This window comes from Novosphingobium rosa NBRC 15208, from assembly GCF_001598555.1.
Lineage (GTDB): Bacteria > Pseudomonadota > Alphaproteobacteria > Sphingomonadales > Sphingomonadaceae > Novosphingobium > Novosphingobium rosa.
On the sequence record NZ_BCZE01000106.1, the window covers coordinates 1 to 20,399 of the forward strand.

General features: G+C 63.0%; 14 protein-coding genes. 9 read left to right on the forward strand and 5 right to left on the reverse strand.

Annotation, left to right across the window (positions count from 1 at the left end):
• Nucleotides 1-856 (reverse strand): hypothetical protein (locus tag SR3_RS27540; protein WP_157099158.1); only part of this gene is annotated, 856 nt, incomplete at its 3' end.
• 231 nt (nt 857-1,087) lie between these two features.
• Complete coding sequence (locus tag SR3_RS27545) at nt 1,088-3,319, reverse strand: TonB-dependent receptor (RefSeq protein ID WP_068093671.1); 2,232 nt, start codon at nt 3,317-3,319, stop codon at nt 1,088-1,090.
• A 339-nt stretch (nt 3,320-3,658) separates the two neighbouring features.
• On the opposite strand from SR3_RS27545, the gene SR3_RS27550 reads away from it, so the two are divergent.
• Nucleotides 3,659-5,035 (forward strand): MFS transporter, encoded by a 1,377-nt coding sequence (locus SR3_RS27550; RefSeq protein ID WP_068093674.1) that lies wholly within the window; start codon nt 3,659-3,661, stop codon nt 5,033-5,035.
• Between the two features lie 118 nt (nt 5,036-5,153).
• On the opposite strand, the gene SR3_RS27555 is transcribed toward SR3_RS27550, so the two are convergent.
• On the reverse strand, nt 5,154-5,426 hold the full coding sequence (locus SR3_RS27555; RefSeq protein ID WP_068093677.1) for a hypothetical protein: 273 nt from the start codon (nt 5,424-5,426) through the stop codon (nt 5,154-5,156).
• Between the two features lie 334 nt (nt 5,427-5,760).
• Here SR3_RS27555 and SR3_RS27560 point away from each other — a divergent pair, with 334 nt between their 5' ends.
• From SR3_RS27560 to SR3_RS27585, 6 genes are all read left to right on the forward strand, one after another.
• Complete coding sequence (locus SR3_RS27560; protein WP_157099159.1) at nt 5,761-7,974, forward strand: alginate lyase family protein; 2,214 nt, start codon at nt 5,761-5,763, stop codon at nt 7,972-7,974.
• On the forward strand, nt 7,971-9,263 hold the full coding sequence (locus tag SR3_RS31715) for an MFS transporter (protein ID WP_157099160.1): 1,293 nt from the start codon (nt 7,971-7,973) through the stop codon (nt 9,261-9,263). Before SR3_RS27560 ends, SR3_RS31715 begins: the two co-directional genes overlap by 4 nt.
• A gap of 13 nt (nt 9,264-9,276) precedes the next feature.
• The gene (locus tag SR3_RS27570; protein WP_068093684.1) at nt 9,277-10,026 is read left to right on the forward strand and encodes an SDR family NAD(P)-dependent oxidoreductase; all 750 of its coding nucleotides are present in this window, start codon (nt 9,277-9,279) and stop codon (nt 10,024-10,026) included.
• A gap of 22 nt (nt 10,027-10,048) precedes the next feature.
• Nucleotides 10,049-10,939 carry a rhamnogalacturonan acetylesterase gene (locus SR3_RS27575; protein WP_245654129.1) on the forward strand — a complete coding sequence of 297 codons (891 nt, stop codon included), beginning with the start codon at nt 10,049-10,051 and terminating at the stop codon, nt 10,937-10,939.
• Nucleotides 10,940-11,191: 252 nt separating this feature from the next.
• Nucleotides 11,192-14,077, forward strand: coding sequence for a TonB-dependent receptor (locus SR3_RS27580; RefSeq protein ID WP_068093688.1), 2,886 nt, complete (start codon nt 11,192-11,194; stop codon nt 14,075-14,077).
• 99 nt (nt 14,078-14,176) lie between these two features.
• Entirely contained in the window at nt 14,177-14,923 is a 747-nt protein-coding gene (locus tag SR3_RS27585; RefSeq protein ID WP_068093691.1) for a FadR/GntR family transcriptional regulator, read from the forward strand.
• 29 nt (nt 14,924-14,952) lie between these two features.
• On the opposite strand, the gene SR3_RS27590 is transcribed toward SR3_RS27585, so the two are convergent.
• Together SR3_RS27590 and SR3_RS27595 are read right to left on the reverse strand one after the other, a co-directional pair.
• A complete protein-coding gene (locus tag SR3_RS27590) occupies nt 14,953-17,559 on the reverse strand; it encodes a glycosyl hydrolase (protein WP_068093694.1) in 2,607 nt (868 codons plus the stop codon).
• Nucleotides 17,459-18,244 (reverse strand): glycosyl hydrolase, encoded by a 786-nt coding sequence (locus SR3_RS27595; RefSeq protein ID WP_169805724.1) that lies wholly within the window; start codon nt 18,242-18,244, stop codon nt 17,459-17,461. Before SR3_RS27595 ends, SR3_RS27590 begins: the two co-directional genes overlap by 101 nt.
• Nucleotides 18,245-18,631: 387 nt before the next feature.
• Here SR3_RS27595 and SR3_RS27600 point away from each other — a divergent pair, with 387 nt between their 5' ends.
• Together SR3_RS27600 and SR3_RS27605 are read left to right on the forward strand one after the other, a co-directional pair.
• Nucleotides 18,632-19,639, forward strand: coding sequence for an aromatic ring-hydroxylating dioxygenase subunit alpha (locus SR3_RS27600; protein WP_245654130.1), 1,008 nt, complete (start codon nt 18,632-18,634; stop codon nt 19,637-19,639).
• A 552-nt stretch (nt 19,640-20,191) separates the two neighbouring features.
• A partial coding sequence (locus SR3_RS27605; protein ID WP_157099161.1) for a twin-arginine translocation signal domain-containing protein occupies nt 20,192-20,399 on the forward strand: 208 nt, incomplete at its 3' end.

Sequence of the window (20,399 nt, forward strand, 5' to 3'; positions counted from 1 at the left end):
CGAACCCGACATAGGCAGGCGCGGCGACCGGTGGCTTGGCCAGCGGAGCGGGCCGTTGGCGCGGCGGTTGCCATGTGCTGAGCAAGGTGGTGACGGTACGAAATGACTTGCCGTTGAACACCTGCACCGTTTCGGCCAGAGCATGTTCGCCGCAATGCTGGCAGTATGATTGCAGGGCCTTGAGCCGCACCGTGCCTTTGCTGACGCGAGAAGCGGATTCATCGCGGATCGCCATCAGATACACGGCCCGCTCCGCCGGATCGCGCGAGGCCTGCTCCATCATCGCCAGCAGAACGTGCTCATCGGAAAAGCGCAGATAGCGCTTGGCGCCCTTCTGGTGAAAGCGGCGGCACGGCTTGCAATAGGGCAGTTTGTCGACGGCCAGCGGCGCGACCAGACTGCCGATGGTGGCCCAGACGATGTGTTCGATCAGAAAGCCATAGCCCGCGCCGCCCATAGGGCCGCCAGACGGGTGACCCAGCATGTTCAGATGGGAATGGCGGAAGGCCAGTGCGAGGAAATCGCCATAGCTCAGCGAGGGCAGAATGGCGCCGAAGCGCATCAGCGCATAGAGATAGAGCCCGTAATAATAGAGCGGCACCAGCAGCAGGCCCAGCGCGCCGGTCAGCAGCATGACCTTGCCATGGGCGGGCATGCGCGACATGTTGCAGCCCAGGATCGCGCCCGAACCGCCGATCAATCCAAGGATCAGCGCACCCGGCGACACGATCAGATTGATGACATGGCCCAGCGGATTGATGTGAAAGACCAGCATCATGACCAGCGCCAGAGCCAAGGCGAGACCTTGCGAAAGCAGCACGCACAGCACCAGGCTGGCCGTCAAATTCTTACCCATCGCTACAATGCCCTTAAATACCCCATGCCTAATTCTCCAATCGATCTTAAGATAAAGATAAAAGCGGGAATGTTGTGTCTGTACCCGATGCTGAACAGGCTTGTCGCCGTCGGCACTGCTGCGCTGCGCATCCCGCACAAAAAAGCGGCGCATCCTCGAAGGGATGCGCCGCCAGGAAGATCCGGGGTTGGTGAAAGGGCTCCCCCACCAACCGTTCCGGCAAGGAAAGCCTTACTTGAAGTAGCCGGTCACCTTCACACCGATCACGCGCGGGTCGCCATAGCCGTAAAGGTAGGCGCCATTGCCGCTGTTGTCGGTCGAGAAGACCAGATACTGCTTGTTGGTGAAGTTGTGGACATAGGCCTGCACCGAATAGCGGCCATTGTTGGGCTTGTATTCCACATAGGCGTCGCCCAGGAAATAGCCCTTTTGCTCGTTCTCGGCGAAGTTGTAGATCGAGAAGTTCTGCTTGGTGCGGTAGCTGCCCTTGATATCGGCACGCAGGTTGCCCAGTTCACCCAGCGGGAAATCATGCTGCAACCCGCCCGAAATCGTCCAGCGCGGCGCCTGCGGCAAGGTGTTGCCCGCCAGATTGACCGGCACGGTGGTGCCCGTGCCATCGGTCTGCTGGTTGGTGTAGGTGCCGTCGAACTTGGTGAATTTGGCCGAGAGGTAGTTGACCGACAGGTTCACCAGGCCGATCGGCTTGACCTTCAGGTCGAAGCTGCTCTCGATGCCCCAGATCTCGGCCGTACCGGCGTTGACGATGCCCGCGATGGTGTTGTTGCACAGGGTGCAGAGGCCCAGATCGGCCTGATAGCCCTTGTAATTGTTATGGAAACCGGTGACCGACAGCAGGCCCTTGTGGCTGAAGAGCTGCTGCTTCACGCCGCCTTCCCACACGGTTGAGGTTTCCGGACCATAGGGGAAGGTTAGAATGCCCGAGGTGTTGAAGCCACCCGCCTTATAGCCGGTGTCCAGCTTGCCATAGACGAAGGTGGTCGGCGTGGCGTTCCAGTCCAGACCCACGTGATAGGTCAGGCGGTCGGTCTTGACGTTGCCGTTCTGTGTCGCGGTGGAGCTCTGCACGCCATTGGTGAAGTAGGAGGCGGTGCCCACGCGTGAACGCGCATCCCAGGTCTGGCGCAGGCCCGCCGAGAGCTTCAGATTCTCAAGGATCTTGAAGTTGCCCTGAGCGAAGAGCGCCTCGGACTCGGTCTTCACCGAAGGATCGACGTAGTGCGACCGGCGCACGAACTGACCATTGTACAGCGCCTGCGTGCCCGAATCGAGCGACGAGCTTTCGTTGAAGTAATAGAAACCGGTCTGGAAGGAGAAGCGCTTCGTCTCATCGGACGACAGACGGATTTCGTGGCTCTGGGTCAGCGGAACTTCGTGCTGCAGGAACTTGCGGGCCACATTGTTGATGAGATCGTCGTTCGACTGCTGATAGTTGTAATGTACGGCATCATAGCCGCCATTGTAGTTCAGCTTGAGAAGATCGCTGAGCTGATAGTTGAAATCCCAATGCACGCGGAAATCGTTCACGCCCAGATAGAAGGGCACCATCGTGCCCCAGCTGCGGGCATAGGCGCCGGCAGGCATCTGGTGAACGATATCGGTGTTCGTCGCATTGTTGACGAAAGGAATTTCCTGGAAGGTGCCGCTGGTGCCATCGGTCTGGGTATATTGCAGCGAGATCAGGCCATCGAAACGGTCGGTGGGCTGGAAGGCCACGGCCACACGGCCCGAGGCCGAGCTGTTGCGATCATTGCCGCCGATCTGCTGCGTGTTGCCACAGTAAGCGCCATGCGAGCTGGTGCCCCAGGAGGCACGCACCTGCACCTTGTCGCCGATCGGCACGTTGATCGCGCCTTCGGAGTTCACCGTGGAATAGGTGCCCGCCGTCACCGAGGCATAGCCCTCGAAATCCTTGGTGGGCTTCTGGGTGATGAAGTTGATGACGCCGCCGATGGCATTGCGGCCATACAGCGTGCCCTGCGGCCCGCGCAGCACCTCGATGCGCGCCAGATCGTAAAGCGACTGGTTGAGCGTGTAGGTGCGGTTGGCGAAGAAATTGTCCACGCCCACCGCCACGGCGGGGTCGCCGATTTCGCTGTCGCTCTGGCTGAGCACGCCGCGAATGCCGATCAGTGCGCTGGCTTCGGCCGAAGTGGTGAAGGTCACGGCGGGAATGGTGGTGGCCAGGCTGCTAAGGTCATGGACCCCTGCCGAGCGGGCCTGTTCGCCGCTCAGGATGTTCATGGCGACAGGCGTCTTGGCCGCAACGCTGGAGGTCTTCTGCGCGGTGACGACAATGTCGCCCGGCGCATTGCCCGCATCGGCCTGTAGCTGGGTGTCGGCGGCATAGGCCACATTGGCACCGGCCAGAACGGCCATCATGGCACCGCCGCTGATGGCGAGGATCAGCTTGGCCTTCAAATTCACGTCGCGTCCCGTCATGATTAGGATGTCCCCATTCCGATTGTTTTGCCTCCAGCTGCGTGAAGGCTTGTCATGAGCCGGTCTGCACCGGTTGCCTGACGGTCTGCGCGCAGTTCCCGTCTCGGCAAATTATTTTCCGTGAAGGTTTTGCTTCAGCATTCCTGAGGCAAAAACGAGGCGCAGCCGCGCCGATGCCGCAAGGGGGCGGCAGGCGCAAGGTGGCAGCCGCATTTTCCGGGCGGGGCGCATGCCCTTTGGCCTGCGTCTGTGACCGTTGCGAGACTGCCCCAAAGCGGCACGGCTCGCCTTTTCCGAAGCAACCCAGAGGAAATGCTGATTGGGCAGGGCCGGGCAGCTATGGCAAAGGGCGGCCTTCTCAGCATGGGGTCGCAGGTGCAGGACAGCAGGGTCAAGACGAGCTTTTCCGAGGTTTTCGGCTATGGCATGGGCGATTTCGCGTCCAACCTGATCTGGACGACCACGCTCACCTACATCGTTTTCTACTATACCGACATTTACGGAATCCCGGCAGGCGATGTCGCCACCATCCTGCTGGTGTGCCGCGTGCTGAGCGCGGTGATCGATCCCGCCGTGGGCGCGCTGGTGGACCGCCGCCATGGATCGGAGCAGGCGCGGCCCTTCCTGATCTGGGGAGCGCTGCCTCTGGCCATCACCACCATGCTGGCCTTTGTGCCGGTGGGGCATAGCCTGGCGGTCAAGATCGGCTGGGCGATCTTCACCTTTCTGGCGCTGACCGTGGCCTACAGCTTCGTCAACACCGCCTATGGCATGCTGGTCAATCTGATGACCAACGACAAGTCAGAGCGCCTGACCCTGACCTCCGCCCGGATGATCGGGGCCAACATCGGCGCGGCCTTTATCGGCTGGATCACGCTGCGCGGCGTGGCTTTCTTTGGCGGCGGCGATCAGGGCAAGGGCTTCATGCTGTTTATGGGCGTGGTCGGTCTGGTGGCCGCGGGCTGCTTTGTGGTGACATGGTCGATCTGCCGCGAGAAATTGCGCGTCGCCTCGGCGCAGAGCGTGCATGCCAGCGCGCCCTGGCGCACGCTGCTGGCCAACCGTCCGTGGATGATGCTGACGCTGATCAAATTCTGCAACAGCAGCGCCAACACGCTCTCGCTGGGCAGCCTGACCTTTGCCTCGATCTATCTGCTGAAGCTGGGCGCGGAGTTCAGCGGCACGCTGATCGCCGCGCTGACCGGCGCCAGCTTTCTCGGCTGCTGGCTGGCCGCGCCTTTGACCAAAAGGCTGGGCAAGCGGGGCAGCGTGCGGCTCACCAATGTGGGGCAGGCCTTCTGCTTCGTGCTGCTGGCGGTGCTGCCGGCCAGCGCCAATCTGACGCTGGTGCTGATCGCGATCATCGGTCTGATGATCGGCATCCGCGATCCTTTGACCTATGCCATGCTGTCGGACACGCTGGACCCCGGCGTTTCGAAGGCGGGCGTCAGCGCGATGGGGCTTGGCTATTCCATCGCCTCGGCAGCCTATAAGGTGGCGGCGGGCGTGGGTGGCGCGCTGTCGGCGGGGCTGTTGGCGCTGGGCGGCTATACGGCGGGCGCGGCGCAGCAGAACCCGGCGGCGCTGCATGCGATCCTGATCGGCTTTGCGGTGCTGCCTGCGGTGATCCTGCTGCTGTCGGGTCTGGTGACCTTTATCTACCCCTCCGACGCGCAGATGGATGCGCTGAAAAGCGGATATAAGCCTGCAGCGTAAGAGCCTGCAGGGGTGAGGGGCCGGCGACTGCCGGCGCCGACCCCTCTTTTTGACAGCGGGAGTCTCGGACCGCCATCAAAACACGGTGATCCATCAGGGGATGGGGGCCGCAGGGTTATCAGCAGCGATCCCAGCGGCAGCGCTCATCATGGCGCATGTCCCAATAGCGGCGCTCCTGCTCGTGGCGCCAATGCCAGTCGCGGCGGGCCTGCCAGTCGCCATAATCGCCGCGCCAGCCATCGCGACGCCAGCCGTCGCCACGCCAACCGTCCTCGTGACGGGCTTCCCAGCGATCACGGTGGCCCCAATCCTGCGCGCTGGCGCTCGAAGCCATGCCCAGCGTTCCGAAGAGCGTTGCAGCCATCAGGGCTGCCGAGATAATCTTGCGCATGTCCCTTACTCCATTGAAGTTCTGTCGTTGGTCCTAGGGGGAGTCGATTGAACGGAGCGTGGCTCGGTTGATTTTCTGTGTTCATCTTGGCGGCGGTGATTTTGGCAAGCATTTCGTTCTGTTCTTGCCCTCTAGTCACTGCTTGCCGGCCCGCGTGCGCACAGGGCTTTCGTCCTGACCGCACTTCATAAATGGTATGTAAAATTGGTCTAAATATAATCCATACCAAAAATAGCTTGCATGGCACTCCAATGCATTCCAATATGGCCTTCCAAATCAGGATGGGGCAAGGCCGTCATGGCGCCTTGGTCACCGCCGTGTTGAGAGGATGTCCATGCGCTGGTTGTTTTCGGCATCGCTGCTGCTTGGCGGGATTGCGTCCGCATCGCCTTTGGTCGCCGGCACTCCGGCTACCGCTGCTCAGGCCGGGGGCGATGCCGGCCCGGTGCTGCTGGACTCGTCCGCCTTTTCCAAAATCGGGCAAAACGTCGAAAAATCTCCGCTGTCCGACAAGGAACTGGCCCGTATCCGCAAGCAGGTTGATGCCGCGATGCGCGAGGGCGTGGATGTGCCGATCCCCAGGGGCGCCGGTGGCGCGCCCGCCCATGAACAGCACAAGCGCAACTATGCCACGCTCTATGGCGCGGGCCTGCTCTATCGCATCACCGGCAACAAGGCCTATGCCGATTACGCCCGCCAGATGCTGCTGGCCTATGCCAAACTCTATCCCACGCTGGGCCAGCATCCGGACGGCCGCGGCGAGGCGGCGGGGCGTCTGTTCTGGCAGAGCCTGAATGACAGCGTGTGGCTGGTCTATGGCGCGCAGGGCTATGACGCCATCCGCGATACGCTTTCGCCCGAAGACCGCAAGACCATCGACGACAAGGTGTTCCGTCCGATGGCCGCCTTCCTGATGGCGGGCAAGACCTTCGGCATCATCCACAACCACGCCACCTGGGCCTGCGCGGGGGTGGGGATGACCGGCTATGTCCTGCGTGACAGATCCTTGGTGGACAATGCGCTCAAAGGTTTGGATCAAAGCGGGAAATCCGGCTTCCTGCGCCAGATCGACGAACTGTTCTCACCCGATGGCTATTACACCGAGGGGCCCTATTATCAGCGCTATGCGATCCAGCCCTTCATGGTTTTCGCCCATGCCATCGCGCTGAACGATCCGGCGCAGCGCATCTTCGAACGGCGGGACGGCGTGCTGCTCAAGGCGACACGCGCCACGATCCAGCAGACCTATGACGGCTTCTTTTTCCCCCTGAACGATGCGTTGGCCGACAAGAGCCTAAAGACCGACGAACTCTATGCCTCGGTCGCCATCGCTTACGCCCAGAGCCATGACCCGGCCTATCTGTCCATCGCCAGATGGCAGGGCCGCACCACCCTCTCGCCCGAGGGGCTGGAGGTGGCGCGCGATGTGGCGGCGGGTAAGGACAAGCCTTTCCCCTTCGCCTCCATGCTGCTGCGCGACGGGCCGAAGGGCGATCAGGGCGCGATGGCCATCCTGCGCTCCGGCAGTCAGGACGATGCGCAGGTGCTGGTCGCCAAGAACACCGCGCAGGGCATGGGCCACGGCCATTTCGACAAGCTGAGCTGGATTCTCTATGACAATGGCAACCCCATCGTCACCGATTACGGCGCGGCGCGCTTCCTCAATGTCGAGGCCAAGGATGGCGGGCGCTACCTGACTGAAAACGAGAGTTGGGCCAAACAGACCATCGCTCACAACACGCTGGTGGTGAACCAGACCAGCGACTTTGGCGGCGACTGGCGCCTTGGCCAGACCAGGGCGCCGCGTCAGATCGCCTTCGCCGATGCGGGGGCCACAAGGATCGGCACGGCGGAGATGGCCGAAGCATGGCCCGGCGTCACCTTCCGCCGCACGCTGGCGCAACTGACCATCGATGGGCTGAAGCAGCCGGTGGTGCTGGATATCGTCACCGTCCATGGCGACAAGCCCGCCCAATACGATCTGCCGCTGCACTATGCCGGCCAGTTTATCGATACGACATTTCCCTTGAAATCCAATGTCGCCGAAAGGCCCGTGCTGGGCGCGAAGGCAGGCTATCAGCACCTTTGGGTCGATGCCACAGGCACGCCGGGCGCGGACAATGCCGCCTTCACCTGGCTCAACGGCGGGCGCTTTTACACCTATCGCATGCTGCCCCCGCCGGGCGCCTCGGTGATCTTCGCCGAGAGCGGCGCCAATGATCCCAAATTCAACCTGCGCCGCGAGCCCGTCCTGATCGAGCGGGTCTCGGGCGTGAAGGACACCGCCTTCATCTCGCTGCTGGAGCCGCATGGGGCTTACGATCCCTCCGCCGAAACCACCAGCGGCAGCACCAGCCGCATCCGCGCTCTGGCCCATAGCCGCAGCGCCGACGCCGATCTGGTGACGATCACGCAGGCCAATGGCCATACCACCACGCTGGCGGTGGCCGACGATGCCGAACCGTCCAAACCCCATCACGCTGTGGTGGATGGCAAAAACTTCGACTGGAAAGGCCATTGGGGCCGCTTCGAGGGGGGCGCCAAGTGAAGGGGCTGCGCTGGCTGGTCATCGCCCTGATCGGGCTGGCGACGGTGGTGAATTACATCGATCGCAACGCGCTGGCCGTGATGTGGCCCGCCGTCTCGAAGGACATCGGCGCCAGCAAAACGGATTACGCCTTGCTGGTGACGCTGTTCATGGTGGCCTATGCGGTGGGGCAGTCGCTGTTCGGACGGGTGTTGGATGTGATCGGCACCCGCATGGGTTTTGCGGTGTCGATCCTGTTCTGGTCGCTGTCGATCGGATTGCATGCCGTGGCCCGCTCGATGGGCGTCCTTTCGCTGCTGCGGCTGACGCTGGGCGTCAGCGAGGCTGGCAACTGGCCCGGCGCGGTCAAGGCCAATGCCCTGTGGTTCCCCCCGCGTGAGCGCGCTCTGGCGCAGGGCATCTTCAACGCCGGGGCGGCCATCGGCGCGATCATTTCGGCCCCGCTGGTGGCGCTGCTGTATGGTGCGCTGGGCTGGCGCGCCACCTTCGCGCTGGTGGGCGTTCTCGGCTTTCTGTGGCTGCTGCCATGGCTCTGCATCTATCGCGCCGATCCGGATGCGCATCCCTGGCTCACCGCCGAGGAACGCGCCCATATCGCGGGCGGGCGCGGCGAGCGCGCGGCGGTGGGCTATGCCCCTGGTCTCGGCGCGCTGCTGTCGCATCGCCAGAGCTGGGCGATCCTGCTCTCGCGCTTCTTCCTCGATCCGGTGTGGTGGCTGTTCGTCTCATGGCTGCCGATCTATCTGGCCGACACCTTCCACTTCGACGTCCAGAAGATCGGCCTCTTCGCATGGGTGCCCTATGTCGGCGCGATGCTGGGCAGCCTTTCGGGCGGCTGGCTCTCCGGGGCGCTGATCCGGCGCGGCAAGGCGGTTGTTCCGGCCCGGCGGCTGTCGGTGGCGCTGGGTGGCGCGATCATGCTGCCCGCCCTGCTGCTGACGATGCGCGCCGCCGATCCGCTGAGCGCCGTGCTGCTGATCGCCGTGGTGCTCTTCGGTTTTCAGGTGGCGATCAACAACATCCAGACCCTGCCCAGCGACTATTTCGCGGGCGGCGCCGTGGGCTCGCTGGCCGGGGCCGGGGGCACCGCCGCCGTGCTGGGCACGCTGGCGATCACCTGGCTGGTACCGGTGATGACGCCGCAGGGTTACGGCCCGATCTTCGCTCTGGCCGGGGCGCTGGTGCCGGTTGGCGTGGCTTGCCTCTGGCTGCTGGGCGGCACGCAGGCGCCTGTCGCCGCGCCCGGACAGACATCTCCCTCCGATCCCGTTCCATCCATGACCAACTGAAAGGTGACGTCACATGACATTCCGCAACAAACTCGCGCTCGTCACGGGCGGCGGGCGTGATATCGGCCGCGCCATCTCAATACGGCTGGCAAAAGAAGGTGCTAAGGTCGTCATCAACTATCGCGGCGATGAGGCCTCCGCCAAGGAAACAGCGCGGCTGATCGAGGCCGAGGGCGGCGCCGCGCTGCTTCACCGCGCCGATGTGACGCAGGCGGGTGAGGTCTCCGGGCTGGTCGATGCAGCGGCGGCGTTTGGCGGCAGGATCGACATTCTGGTCAATTGCGCCGGGGGCCTTGTCGCCCGCAAGACGCTGGCCGAAATGGATGAGGCCTTTTTCGATCAGGTGATGGATCTCAACCTCAAATCCGCCTTCCTCGTCACCAAGGCCGCCCTGCCGCATCTGGGCGAAGGCGCCGCGATCATCAACATCGCCTCGCTGGCCGGGCGCGATGGCGGCGGGCCGGGATCGACGGTCTATGCCGCATCCAAGGGCGGGCTGGCGGCCTTGACGCGCGGCTGGGCCAAGGAACTGGGCCCCAAGGGCATCCGGGTCAATGCGCTGAGCCCCGGCCTGATCGGCACCAGCTTTCACGACACTTTTTCCAAGCCGGAAGGCCGCGCCGCGACGGCGGGCAACACCCCGCTGCGCCGCGAGGGGCGGCCCGAGGAAGTGGCGGCTGCGGTGGCCTTTCTGGCTTCGGGCGAGGCCTCGTTTCTGGCGGGGGTGAATCTCGACATCAACGGCGGCCTGTTCTTCTCCTGACCCTGTACAATGGAGTGAATCCATGAGGATGCCTTTTACCTTGCTGGCGGCCACGGCGCTGCTGGCGTTGCCTGCCATGGCTTTGGCCAAGATCCCCGGCACGCTCGATCCCGGGCAGAAGGGCGATCTGCCGCGCAAGGATCTGCCGCCGATCAAGGCGGTGAAGATCATCCTTGTGGGGGACAGCACCATGGCGGTGGGCAGCGGCTGGGGCACCACCTTCTGCCAGAAGCACGTCAAGTCCAACGTGGCCTGTCTGGATTTGGGGCGGGGCGGGCGTTCAACGCGCAGCTATCGCACCGAAGGGTCGTGGGATATCGCGTTGAATGAGGCCCGGGTGAAGGGCTATGGCGCGACTTATGTGCTGATTCAGTTCGGCCATAATGATCAGTCGCGCAGCGCCGACCGCTGGACGGTTCTGGCCGATGAATTTCCCGATAATCTGAAGCGTTATGTGGCGGAGGCCAAAGCGGCAGGGGCGATCCCCGTGCTGCTGACGCCTTTGGCCCGGCGCGATTTTGTAAAGGGCCAGCTGGACAACACTTTGGAGCCGTGGGCGGCGGCGATCCGCAAAGTGGCGGCGGAAACGCAGACCGCGCTGGTTGATCTCAACCGTGACAGCGCGGCCTATATCCAGCAGATCGGCCCGGAAGAGGCGACCACGCTGGCCATGGTTCCGCCCGAGCCGAACGAACTGGCTGCCGCCAAAACCGGCACCACGCTGCCTCCGCGCGCGATGGAGCAAGCTCGCTTGCCGGACCTGCCCACCAGGCCGAACGGGCCGCGTGGCCAGATCCTGCGCAAGTTCGATTACACCCATCTGGGCGACAAGGGGGCGCTGGCGATCTCCGGCATCGTGGCCGACAGGTTGGCCGCGCAAGTGCCCGCGTTGCGCCCGATGCTGACACCCTGAGATTTGACCAAATTCCCGGGTTTACCTGATTTTTCTACGATGATTCGGCGGCTGATCGTCAAAGCCTGATCCAGACCGTATGTCCGGCTGGAGTTGACGGCGCGCGCCTTCAATGCGCTCGCGCATCCATGCTGTGTGGCCGTATCGGGGAATTGGACTAAAAATTGGTATGAATAAAATAAAGTCCAAAGTCCTTGACATTGGACTAGTCCAATAGCAGATTTCTGGAATAACAAAATTTGGAGGGGTGCCATGAACATAAGGAAGGCATTCGATCGCCCAGGCCTGCGGTTTCGGCTGATGCTGGGGGCGGCATCGATCATTCTGCCGGTGGTACCGGCTTACGCGCAGGGTCAGGCACAGGATCAGGCACAGGATCAGGCCGGGCCGCAACAGGCGGCGTCACCGGATGATGCGCCGGCCATCGTCGTCACCGGCCTGCGCGAGACCTTGCAGACATCTTTTTCCACCAAACGGCATGAGAACGCCATTGTGGACTCGCTCTCATCCAAGGAGATCGGCGATCTTCCCGGCCAGTCCATCGGGGAGGCCATCGCCACCATCACCGGCGCGGCTGCGGACCGGGGCAATTACGGCCCGACCGAAATCTCCCTGCGTGGCCTGGGCAGTCTGTTGACGCTGACCACGTTCAACGGGCGTGAGGCGACCACCGGCAATGGTGACCGCGCCATCAACTTCGGGCAGTTTCCGTCCGAATTGTTCAACGGCATCACCATCTACAAGTCGCAGCAGGCCAATCTGATCGAAGGCGGCGTGGCCGGCTCGATCGATCTGCAGACGCGTCGTCCGCTCGATTACAAGAAGCGCCAGATCACGGCGGAGCTGAAAACCAATTACAACCCCTATGATGATCGCGTCACGGGGGAAAGCGCCTGGGGATTGCGCGGCACCGCCAGCTATATCGACCAGTTCGATGTTGGCGATCTTGGGCGTTTGGGCGTGTCTTTCGGGGTGCAGCGCAGTTCGGTGTCAGATCCCAATGAGGTCTATATCGGCAGTGGCACCTGGAACGCCTGCAACCCCGCCATCGTGACCAGCGGCAACTGCACCGCCGTCAGCCGCGCGGCGGGGGCAGCGGGTACGCCGTTCTATCTGGCGCCCAATTCGCTCTCATTCCGCCAGATGACGGCGCATGAAGAGCGCAATGCCGTCTTCGGCGCGGTGCAATGGCAGCCATCATCGCGCATCGATGTGAACATCGATGTCGAATATTCCAAACGTAAATATCAGGAAGATCGCCACGATCTGGGGCTGACCGAAACGCGCTACAATCTGCACAATGTGCAATATGGTCCGGATGGCAAATTGCTCTATGCGCAGGGCAACAGCACCTTGCAGAGCCTCTCCACCCTGTTCCAGCGGCGCGAAAGCTACATTGGTGGCGGGGGCAGCATCGCCTTTCGGGCCACTGACCGCCTGAAGCTCACCGCTGATGTGTCCTATTCGCGCACGGTGCGCAACGATCTGACGCGTTCGGCGCGATTGCGCAGCGATCCACTGGATATTTATGGGAACAAGACGGCGATTAACAATCAACGCGTGCCCTACACCTATGATGCGCGCGGCGATGGTTTCGGGCCGACGATCACCGTAGACCCCCGCTTCAACCTCAATGATCCAACATTGTTCAGCGATGATGCCCAGCTGACGCGCGAAGAACTTCAGAAGACCGACCGGATATTCGCCACGCGCCTCGATCTGAGCTACAAGATGGACGGCTTTCTCAGCGAAATCGATGTGGGTGGTCGCTATTCCCGCCGCCATTATTCCAGCTTTGACGATCTGGTGACCATCACGCAGGATGATCGCACCGTCGATGCCAGCGTTAACACGGCTTGCCGTCAGCCCTTCCCGCAGACCGGTTTCCTCTCCGATGCGCCGGGCAATCCGATCACCAGCTGGGCAACCTTCAACACGCTCTGCCAATTCCGCAACTATCTTGGCACGGAAGACCCGGGGCGCAGCGGCGATCTGCGCTCCATCGCCAATGCCGATGTGACCGAGACCGTGTGGGCGGGCTATGTCATGGCGCAATATGCCTCGAAGCTGGGCAAGACGCCGGTGCGCGGCAATTTCGGCCTGCGCGTGGTGCGCACGGGCGTGCGCTCCATCGGTTTGCGCAGCGGGCTGGACGTCATCAACAATGGCGACGGCACCATCCGCCTGCAGGAAAACGGCAATTTCGACACGGTGACCATCGACAGCAGCAGCCTGCGCTTCCTGCCCAGCTTCAACGCCAATTTCGAAGTGACGCCCAAGGTGATGCTGCGCGTGGCGGGCTATCGCTCGATGTCGCGTCCTTCGCCCAGCGCCCTGTCGGCGGGGCGGGAGATCACGCTTCAGGATGGGTCGAGCTTCGCCAATGTGCAGGATGCCATCAGCCAGATCGTCGCCAATGGCAGTCCGCGTTTGAAGCCGATCATGTCATGGAATGGCGATCTGGCGGCGGAATTCTATCCCAACCGGGATTCGCTGCTGGCGGCCACGCTCTATTACAAGCAGTTCAGCGGCGGTTACATTCCGGTGGTGATCAACGAGCCATTCCAGATTGGCGCCCAGAATGTCTCCGTTCCGGTGGTGCAGACGCAAAACAGCAGCGCCAAGAGCAGGGTCTATGGCATCGAACTGACAGCGGCACATCGCTTCTCATGGCTGCCGAAGCCGCTCGACGGGCTGGGTTTCAAGACGAGCTACAATTATGCCGACTCCAATTTCAGGAATTACGATATCAGCCTTGGCGATGTGACCGATGCCGTGACCGGTGCCACCACGCCGGGCATGATCCCGCCCGCCGGGCTGAGCGGCTATTCGAAGCATGTCTTCTCCGGCCAGCTTTATTATCAGCTGGGCAAAGCAACATTTCAAGCGATTTACCGCTATCGCTCCAGCTATTATCAGGACTTCGTGGGCAGTGGGCAGCAATTGCGCTATGTGCGCGGCAATGGCACGCTCGATCTGTCCTTCGCCTATCAGATCGCCAAGCAGGCCGATTTCCGCTTTCAGATCCTCAACATCACCAACACGCCCAAGGTCGATTACATGCCGATCTATGGCAGCACGCGGGAGTATCAATATTTCGGGCCGCAATTCTTCGCGGGCTATCGGCTGCATTTTTGAAGGTGTCCGCCTTGGGCTGGCCAACTGTTCTGACCAGTTGTCCATTCCAATTTTCCGCGATATGAGGCATGATCGCAGCGCATAGCCAGAGAGGGTAACATGGCCGGTCGTCGGCTGTTTCAGGATATCGCGGACAAGATCGCCGCCATGATCGCGGAAGGCGCATTCCCGCCGGGCAGCCGCCTGCCCGGTGAGCGCGAACTGGCCGAAAAGCTGGGCGTCAGCCGCGTGACCGTGCGAGAAGCGGCGATTGCGCTTCAGGCGCGCGGCATGGTGCGGATCAAGACCGGATCGGGCATCTATATCACCGACAGGGCTGTCGAAACTGTCGATGATCTGCCCGCCGTGTCCGCTTTCGAACTGACCGAGGCGCGTGCTCTCTTCGAATCCGAAGCGGCGGCGCTGGCCGCCCCGATCATCTCGGACAGCGATCTGGCGAAGCTGAACGCCCTGCTGAACGATATGTCGCATGACGATGCCGATGCCGAGCAGGCTACCGCCAGCGATCGCGAGTTCCATATGACCATCGCGGCGGCCTCGGGCAATCGCGCGATCATCCATGTGGTCAACACCTTGTGGCGGATGCGCACCGAACTGTCCGAAGTGCGGGAAGCCCATGCATCGATCTGCCATCACGATGGCATGACGCGTCAGGATGAGCATGGCGCCATCGTCAAGGCGCTGGAGGAGCATGACGCCAAGGGTGCGCGTCTGGCGATGCGCCAGCATTTCGGGCGCCTGCTCGAAGCGATGCTGGACGCCAATGAGCAGCAGGAACTGATCGAGCTTCAGCGCAAGGCCGCCGAAAGCCGTGAGCGCTTCCTGATGAGCTCACGCATGACCTGAAGGCCCGTGGGCCGAGCCTGCGCGAAAGCTCACGGCCCGGTTGCGATCAGGCGAACCGGCCCCAACAGGCCCGATGGCCTCAGCGGGGCATCGGCCGCATAGGTCGGGCCGGTCACATGGGCGATGGCTTGCGCGCCCGGCTGCGCATCCCCGATCAGGCGATTGACCCACAGATTGGCCACCCGCACGCTGACCGTGTTGCTGCCGGGATGAAGCAGGCCCGTCACATCCACGCGGTAGGGCGCTTTCCACGCCACGCCCGCACGATGGCCGTTGACGGTGACATCCGCCACGTCACGCACCTGCCCAAGGTCCAGAGACAACCGGCCCCGCGGTGCCCAGCCTTTGGGCATATTCACGGTGCGGCGATAGGCGCCGATTCCCGAAAAATAGCGAATGCCTGCCTCGGGCGACTGCGACCAGTCCGTCAGCATCGTGGGTCGCTCGCCTGCCGGAGCGCCCCGGCCGGACTGGTAGGTCACGCGCCAGTCATCGGCCAAAACCATTACGGGGCGCTCCATGCGCGGCGCACTGTGGCGGTGCGTCTGCGTGGTGCGGCGGCGCATCACGACAAACACGGCGTCACCTGCCGCCAGATCCAGCGGAACATCGGTGCGGCCCTTCGCCATGGTGAAGTCGGCCACTTCGGCGCGGCCCGTTTCCGCATGCCATAGTTCAGGATCGAGCCCCGTGCCGCGCAAGCTGATCGAGCCCTTGGCCGCACCTGAAGAGGGGTTGCTCACGAACCATATCTCGCCATCGCCGGCAATGCGGTGAAGCACGGCAAGCTGCCCGGAGCCCTGCCACAACCATTCAGGCGTTACGGCTTCAGCCTGCAAGGCGGGCGCGATCTCTCGCCCTTCATGCAGATGGGGCGAGATGGCAGACGCCTTGCCGTCGCCCCAGATGGCGGCAATTGTTGCGGAAACCTCCGCGGGATCGTCGGCAAGGCTGGGGGAGCCGTTGGGTCGGGGGCCGATCACCGTCGCCCCTGCCTTGAGCAGATCGCGGATCTTGCGCAGCACGGGCATGGTCATTCGTCCGCTGTCCCCGCCCAGATACAGGATGCGCCAGCTTTGCCCCTCCGGTGTCACCAGCCGCCCATCGCGCACCGACACGCGCGTCAGCAGCCCCTCCGGGTTGAGAAAATCATAGTCATGGCCGGTCGGAATCCCCACCGGCGCCTTGTCGCCATACAGGCTGGTGAGCGGGGCCTCTTCCCCATAGAAATAGGCGATGTCCGCGCCATGGCGTCCTTGCTGCAGCAGATAGCTGGAGCGGGCAAGATAGCTGATCCAGCCATCCGCCATCGGCGCCCATGTCTCGTTGCGATTGAAATACTGGCCCAGAAAGGTGGCCAGCGCCAGGCCGGGCGCCACATCCGCCAGCGGCTGATGCGCGCTTTCGTGGATGTGGATGCGGTTCACCCCCAGCGCGAATTCGGCATCGACCGTGCGCTTCAGGTCCACAGGCGCGAACCCCCATGGATGTCCGAAGGCGGACATGGATTCTGCCGCCACCGCAGAGAGGCCATAGACATTGGCGACGGAGGCCGCGCCCTTCAGATCGGCGCGATAGGTCGGCTGCGCCTCGGCGCCGGGCGGGATGGTCCACATCGCGCCCATTGGCACATCGGCGCGGGCGCGCATCGTCATGTCATCGCCCAGTTGCGGGCGATGGTCTTCCAGCGCTTCTGCCGAAAGCGTCATGCCGCGCGCATGCGCGGCCTTGGCGATCGTGCCGTAATAGGCATCGGCGTAGAGGTCCGCGATCGTCTGGCGCCAGTCGTGGAGAAAGCCATCGCTGGCGCGCGCATCGCCCACCACATAACCGGCAAGGGTTGGCAGCCATGGCGTGGGATCGTAACCGCGGCGGCGCGCGAATTCGGCGGGCAGGGTCTCGGTCCAGTTTTGCGCGCCCGCCTCGATGCTGTCGCTGAGCAGGGTGCTCAGGCCTTTCGGGCCGAAGGCATCCTTGCCAAGCGTGGCGGCATAGAGGCCCAGATAATGGTCGAGATAGGCCGCAACCCGCGTGGCCGACAGCTTGTCAACCTCCAGCCCGGTGGCCTCCTCGGGGGCCGGATCGTTGTGATGCCCGGTCAGCGACCAGCCCATGCGCAGGATGCGCCAGCGCCCCGCCGGCGGCGTCCAGTTCAAGGTTCCGTCGGCGGTCACGAAGCGAGTGATGTCGATCACCGCCGTCGGCGCGGGGCCGGATGTGGCGGGCGTGGTGGCTGCGGTGTAGTCCGACAGCGTGGCGAAGCCGGCCTGCTCGATGGCGCGGTTGACATGGGCCTCCGCGGAAAGAGTGAATTCCGAAACGGCGAAGCTGGTGGGCTGCTGCGTGTTGAAGGGTGGGCGCAGCGCGCCGGGGGCGAAGGTGAAATGATCGATGAAGCCCGGCGCGGGATCATGCCTGAGCCGCAGGCGGAACCAGCGCGCGGTCACCGGCGTGAAGCTGGCGGTCTTGGCGGGGGACGACAGCGATGACGGCGCATTGCTGCCGAAGCTGGCGATCTGGCGCCATGCCTTGCCGTCATCGCTGGCCTCCAGCGTGGCCAGCGGGGTTGGGGGTGCCGAAGCCGCTGCGCGCGGGCACGCCGGCCAGCGCCGCCCGCACGGTTTGCGGACTGTCATACTGATAGGCGATCCATGCGCCATCGGCGGTGGAGGGCAGATCGAAACTGTCGGCGAAGCGGCCATTGGTGAGCGTGGCCGCAGCGGGAGCATCCCCGCCGGACACCGTGATCCGCGGCTGGGGCAAAGGCGCGGCGGTGACCGGCATGGCCAGCACGCGCACGGCGCCATAGAGGCTCGGGGCCTGCGTGGGGCCGGTCGAGACCATGGCGAAGGGCACATCCTGAAACGGCCCGGCCACGGAGGGAGGCTGGGGGAGGGAGAGCTGCAGCGGGCTTCCGCCATCGACCAGCGTTTCGCTCCACACCAGCTTCTTCATGGCATCCTCGGGCTTGACCCATGGGCCACCCGTTGCGCTCCACCCCGGCGAGGTGGCGATGCCCAGCGTCATGTCGCGTTTCCCGGCCTGATCCACGCTGGCCCGCAAGACCTCCTGCCATTGCGGCGACATATAGGTGCGGCGCTGGGGGATGATCGTCGGCGTGCCCATGCCGCCTTCGAAGATATGGGCCTCGGCGATGCCGCTCGCGGCCATCCAGTCGAGATCGCGGCGGGCGCCATCGGCATCGACATTGCCGTTCATCCAGTGCCACCAGACATGAGGGCGGGCCTTGGCGGGAGGGTTGGCAAAGCCTTTCTCCCAGCTGCTGCTGGAGTCGCCCTGCGCCTGGGCGAGGTTGGCCATCCCTAAACCCAGCGCGGCAACGCTCTGGAGCATCCATTTTTTGCGACCATGACGCATCACCGCACTCCCCATGCCAATATTAGAATTATCGCTCTATTATTCTGGTTGAGCGGCTCTGCCAATGCCATAAATTGGAGAGTGATTTCATGATGTGGAGATGCGAGCGGCGGTGCGCGGTCAAGCCAAGGCTGATTGACAGCCATACCGGTGCCATCTAGAAAAAATGGCATGCCTGGTAGGCGGCCCGCAGGTCGCCTTGGGAAGACGCCGCTTGTTTCGCTGCGTCATGCTGCAGGCCCCACAGTGTCCGTGATTGCGCGGTGCATGGGGTTGCAGCTTTGCTTCATCCTTCCTGCCGCCATCACGTTCGTGACGATGGAGCATGGAGTGACTTACATCCGCAACGTCTGGTACATGGCCGCCTGGGAGGAGGAGATCGAGGGTGACAGCTTGCTCGCACGCCGCCTGCTCGACAAGCCCTGGGTGATCTTTCGCAAGGCCGATGGCAGTTACGCCATGCTTGGCAATCTGTGTCCTCACCGCTTTGCGCCGCTCTCGCAGGGGCGGCGCAAGGGCGACACCATCGCCTGCCCTTACCATGGGCTGGAGTATGATGCTGCGGGCCTCTGCACGCGCAATCCCTTTTCAGATCTGATCCCGCCCCATGCCCGGGTTGATGCGCCACCGGTCGTCGCGCGCCATCGCGGGGTGTGGTTCTGGGCGGGCGATGCGGACAAGGCCGATCCCGCCCTGATCCCCGATTTTTCCGCCATCGAGGTGGAGCAGCCCATGGTGCATGGCCGCACGCTGTTCCCCGCCCATTACGAGATCATCACCGACAATCTGATTGATCTGTCGCACACCGAATTTATCCATGAGGACAGCTTCCGGATGAACGGCAAGTTTCTGGCCGGGCAATACAGCGGGGACGAGGATGAAACCGGGGCGATCTGGTCCCGCTGGGCCTTTTATGACACGCCGCGCCCAGCGTGGCTGTATGGTGTGGCAGCGGATGCGCGGATGGACGAATGGCTGGACATGCGCTGGCACGCGCCGGCGTCGATGTTGCTGGAGGTTGGCTTTACGCTGGCAGGGCGCCCGCGTGAGGAAGCGCCGGTGCCCGCTTTCGTGAACCCGCATATTCTGACGCCCGAAACCGCTGAAACCACGCATTACTTCTACACCCGTCAGCCGGGTGAAGAAGCTGAAGCCATGACGCGGCAGGTGTTCGAAATGGAGGATCTGCCGATGCTGGAAGCCATTCAGCACGCCTTGGGGGCCTCGGCTGAGGGCGCGGCCTTCTGGGATCTCAAGCCGGTGGTGCTGAACATCGATGCTGCTGCCGTCCGCGTCAGACGGCGCCTGATGAAGCTGCGCCGCGAGGAGGCAGGCTGAGGGAGGAAAAAGCGCGCCCGGTCAGCATATGATGACCGGGCGCGATCCGTACCGATCAAAGAGGTAAGGATCGGTTGCGAGATTTTGTCGGGCGATACAGTTTTGTCTTGTCCCGGTTTTGCGGGTGGAAATGTAGCTTTTGCCTGCTCACGGGGCGGAAGCATTGCGTTCGGTCTGCATCGAAGGAGTCGTTGCAGGATTAAACGCCGTAAAATAAGTATTGTCAACGCTGTCTCGATTCGCGCCGCTGCCACGGCAGTGAAGTACGGCGATGGGCTCAGTTGGCAATTTTAGATAATGGAAGTAAAAATTTCTGGAAATTAAATCGCTGAAAAAGATGAATTGATGCATCATATGTGGTCTGTGAAGCGGTCATTGTGCTGTCGCGTCCACTTGACAGCGCTGTCCCAATTGAGGTTTCTGTGCGCAGAACAGCCGGAAGGGTGCGTCGGCCTGAGCGTTCCATGAGCAAGTTTTCCGCACATCCGGAAAAATTGCCGCAAGGAAAGCCTCCGACGAAACCGCAAAACTGGCCGAAAACAAGACGGGGGAATGATGGATCAGGCGACTTTGCGGCGCAGGGATTTTATCGCCGGGGCAGGTGCGCTGGCTGGCATGGCCTTGGCCGGCTCGGCGCGCGGTTCCGATGGCCTGCCGATGGGCGCGCCGCCACGCCGTGCCGATGGCCGCCCGATGAACATGATCCTCTATTTCACCGACGAATGCCGCGCCGATGCGCTGGCCTGCTACGGCAATCCGG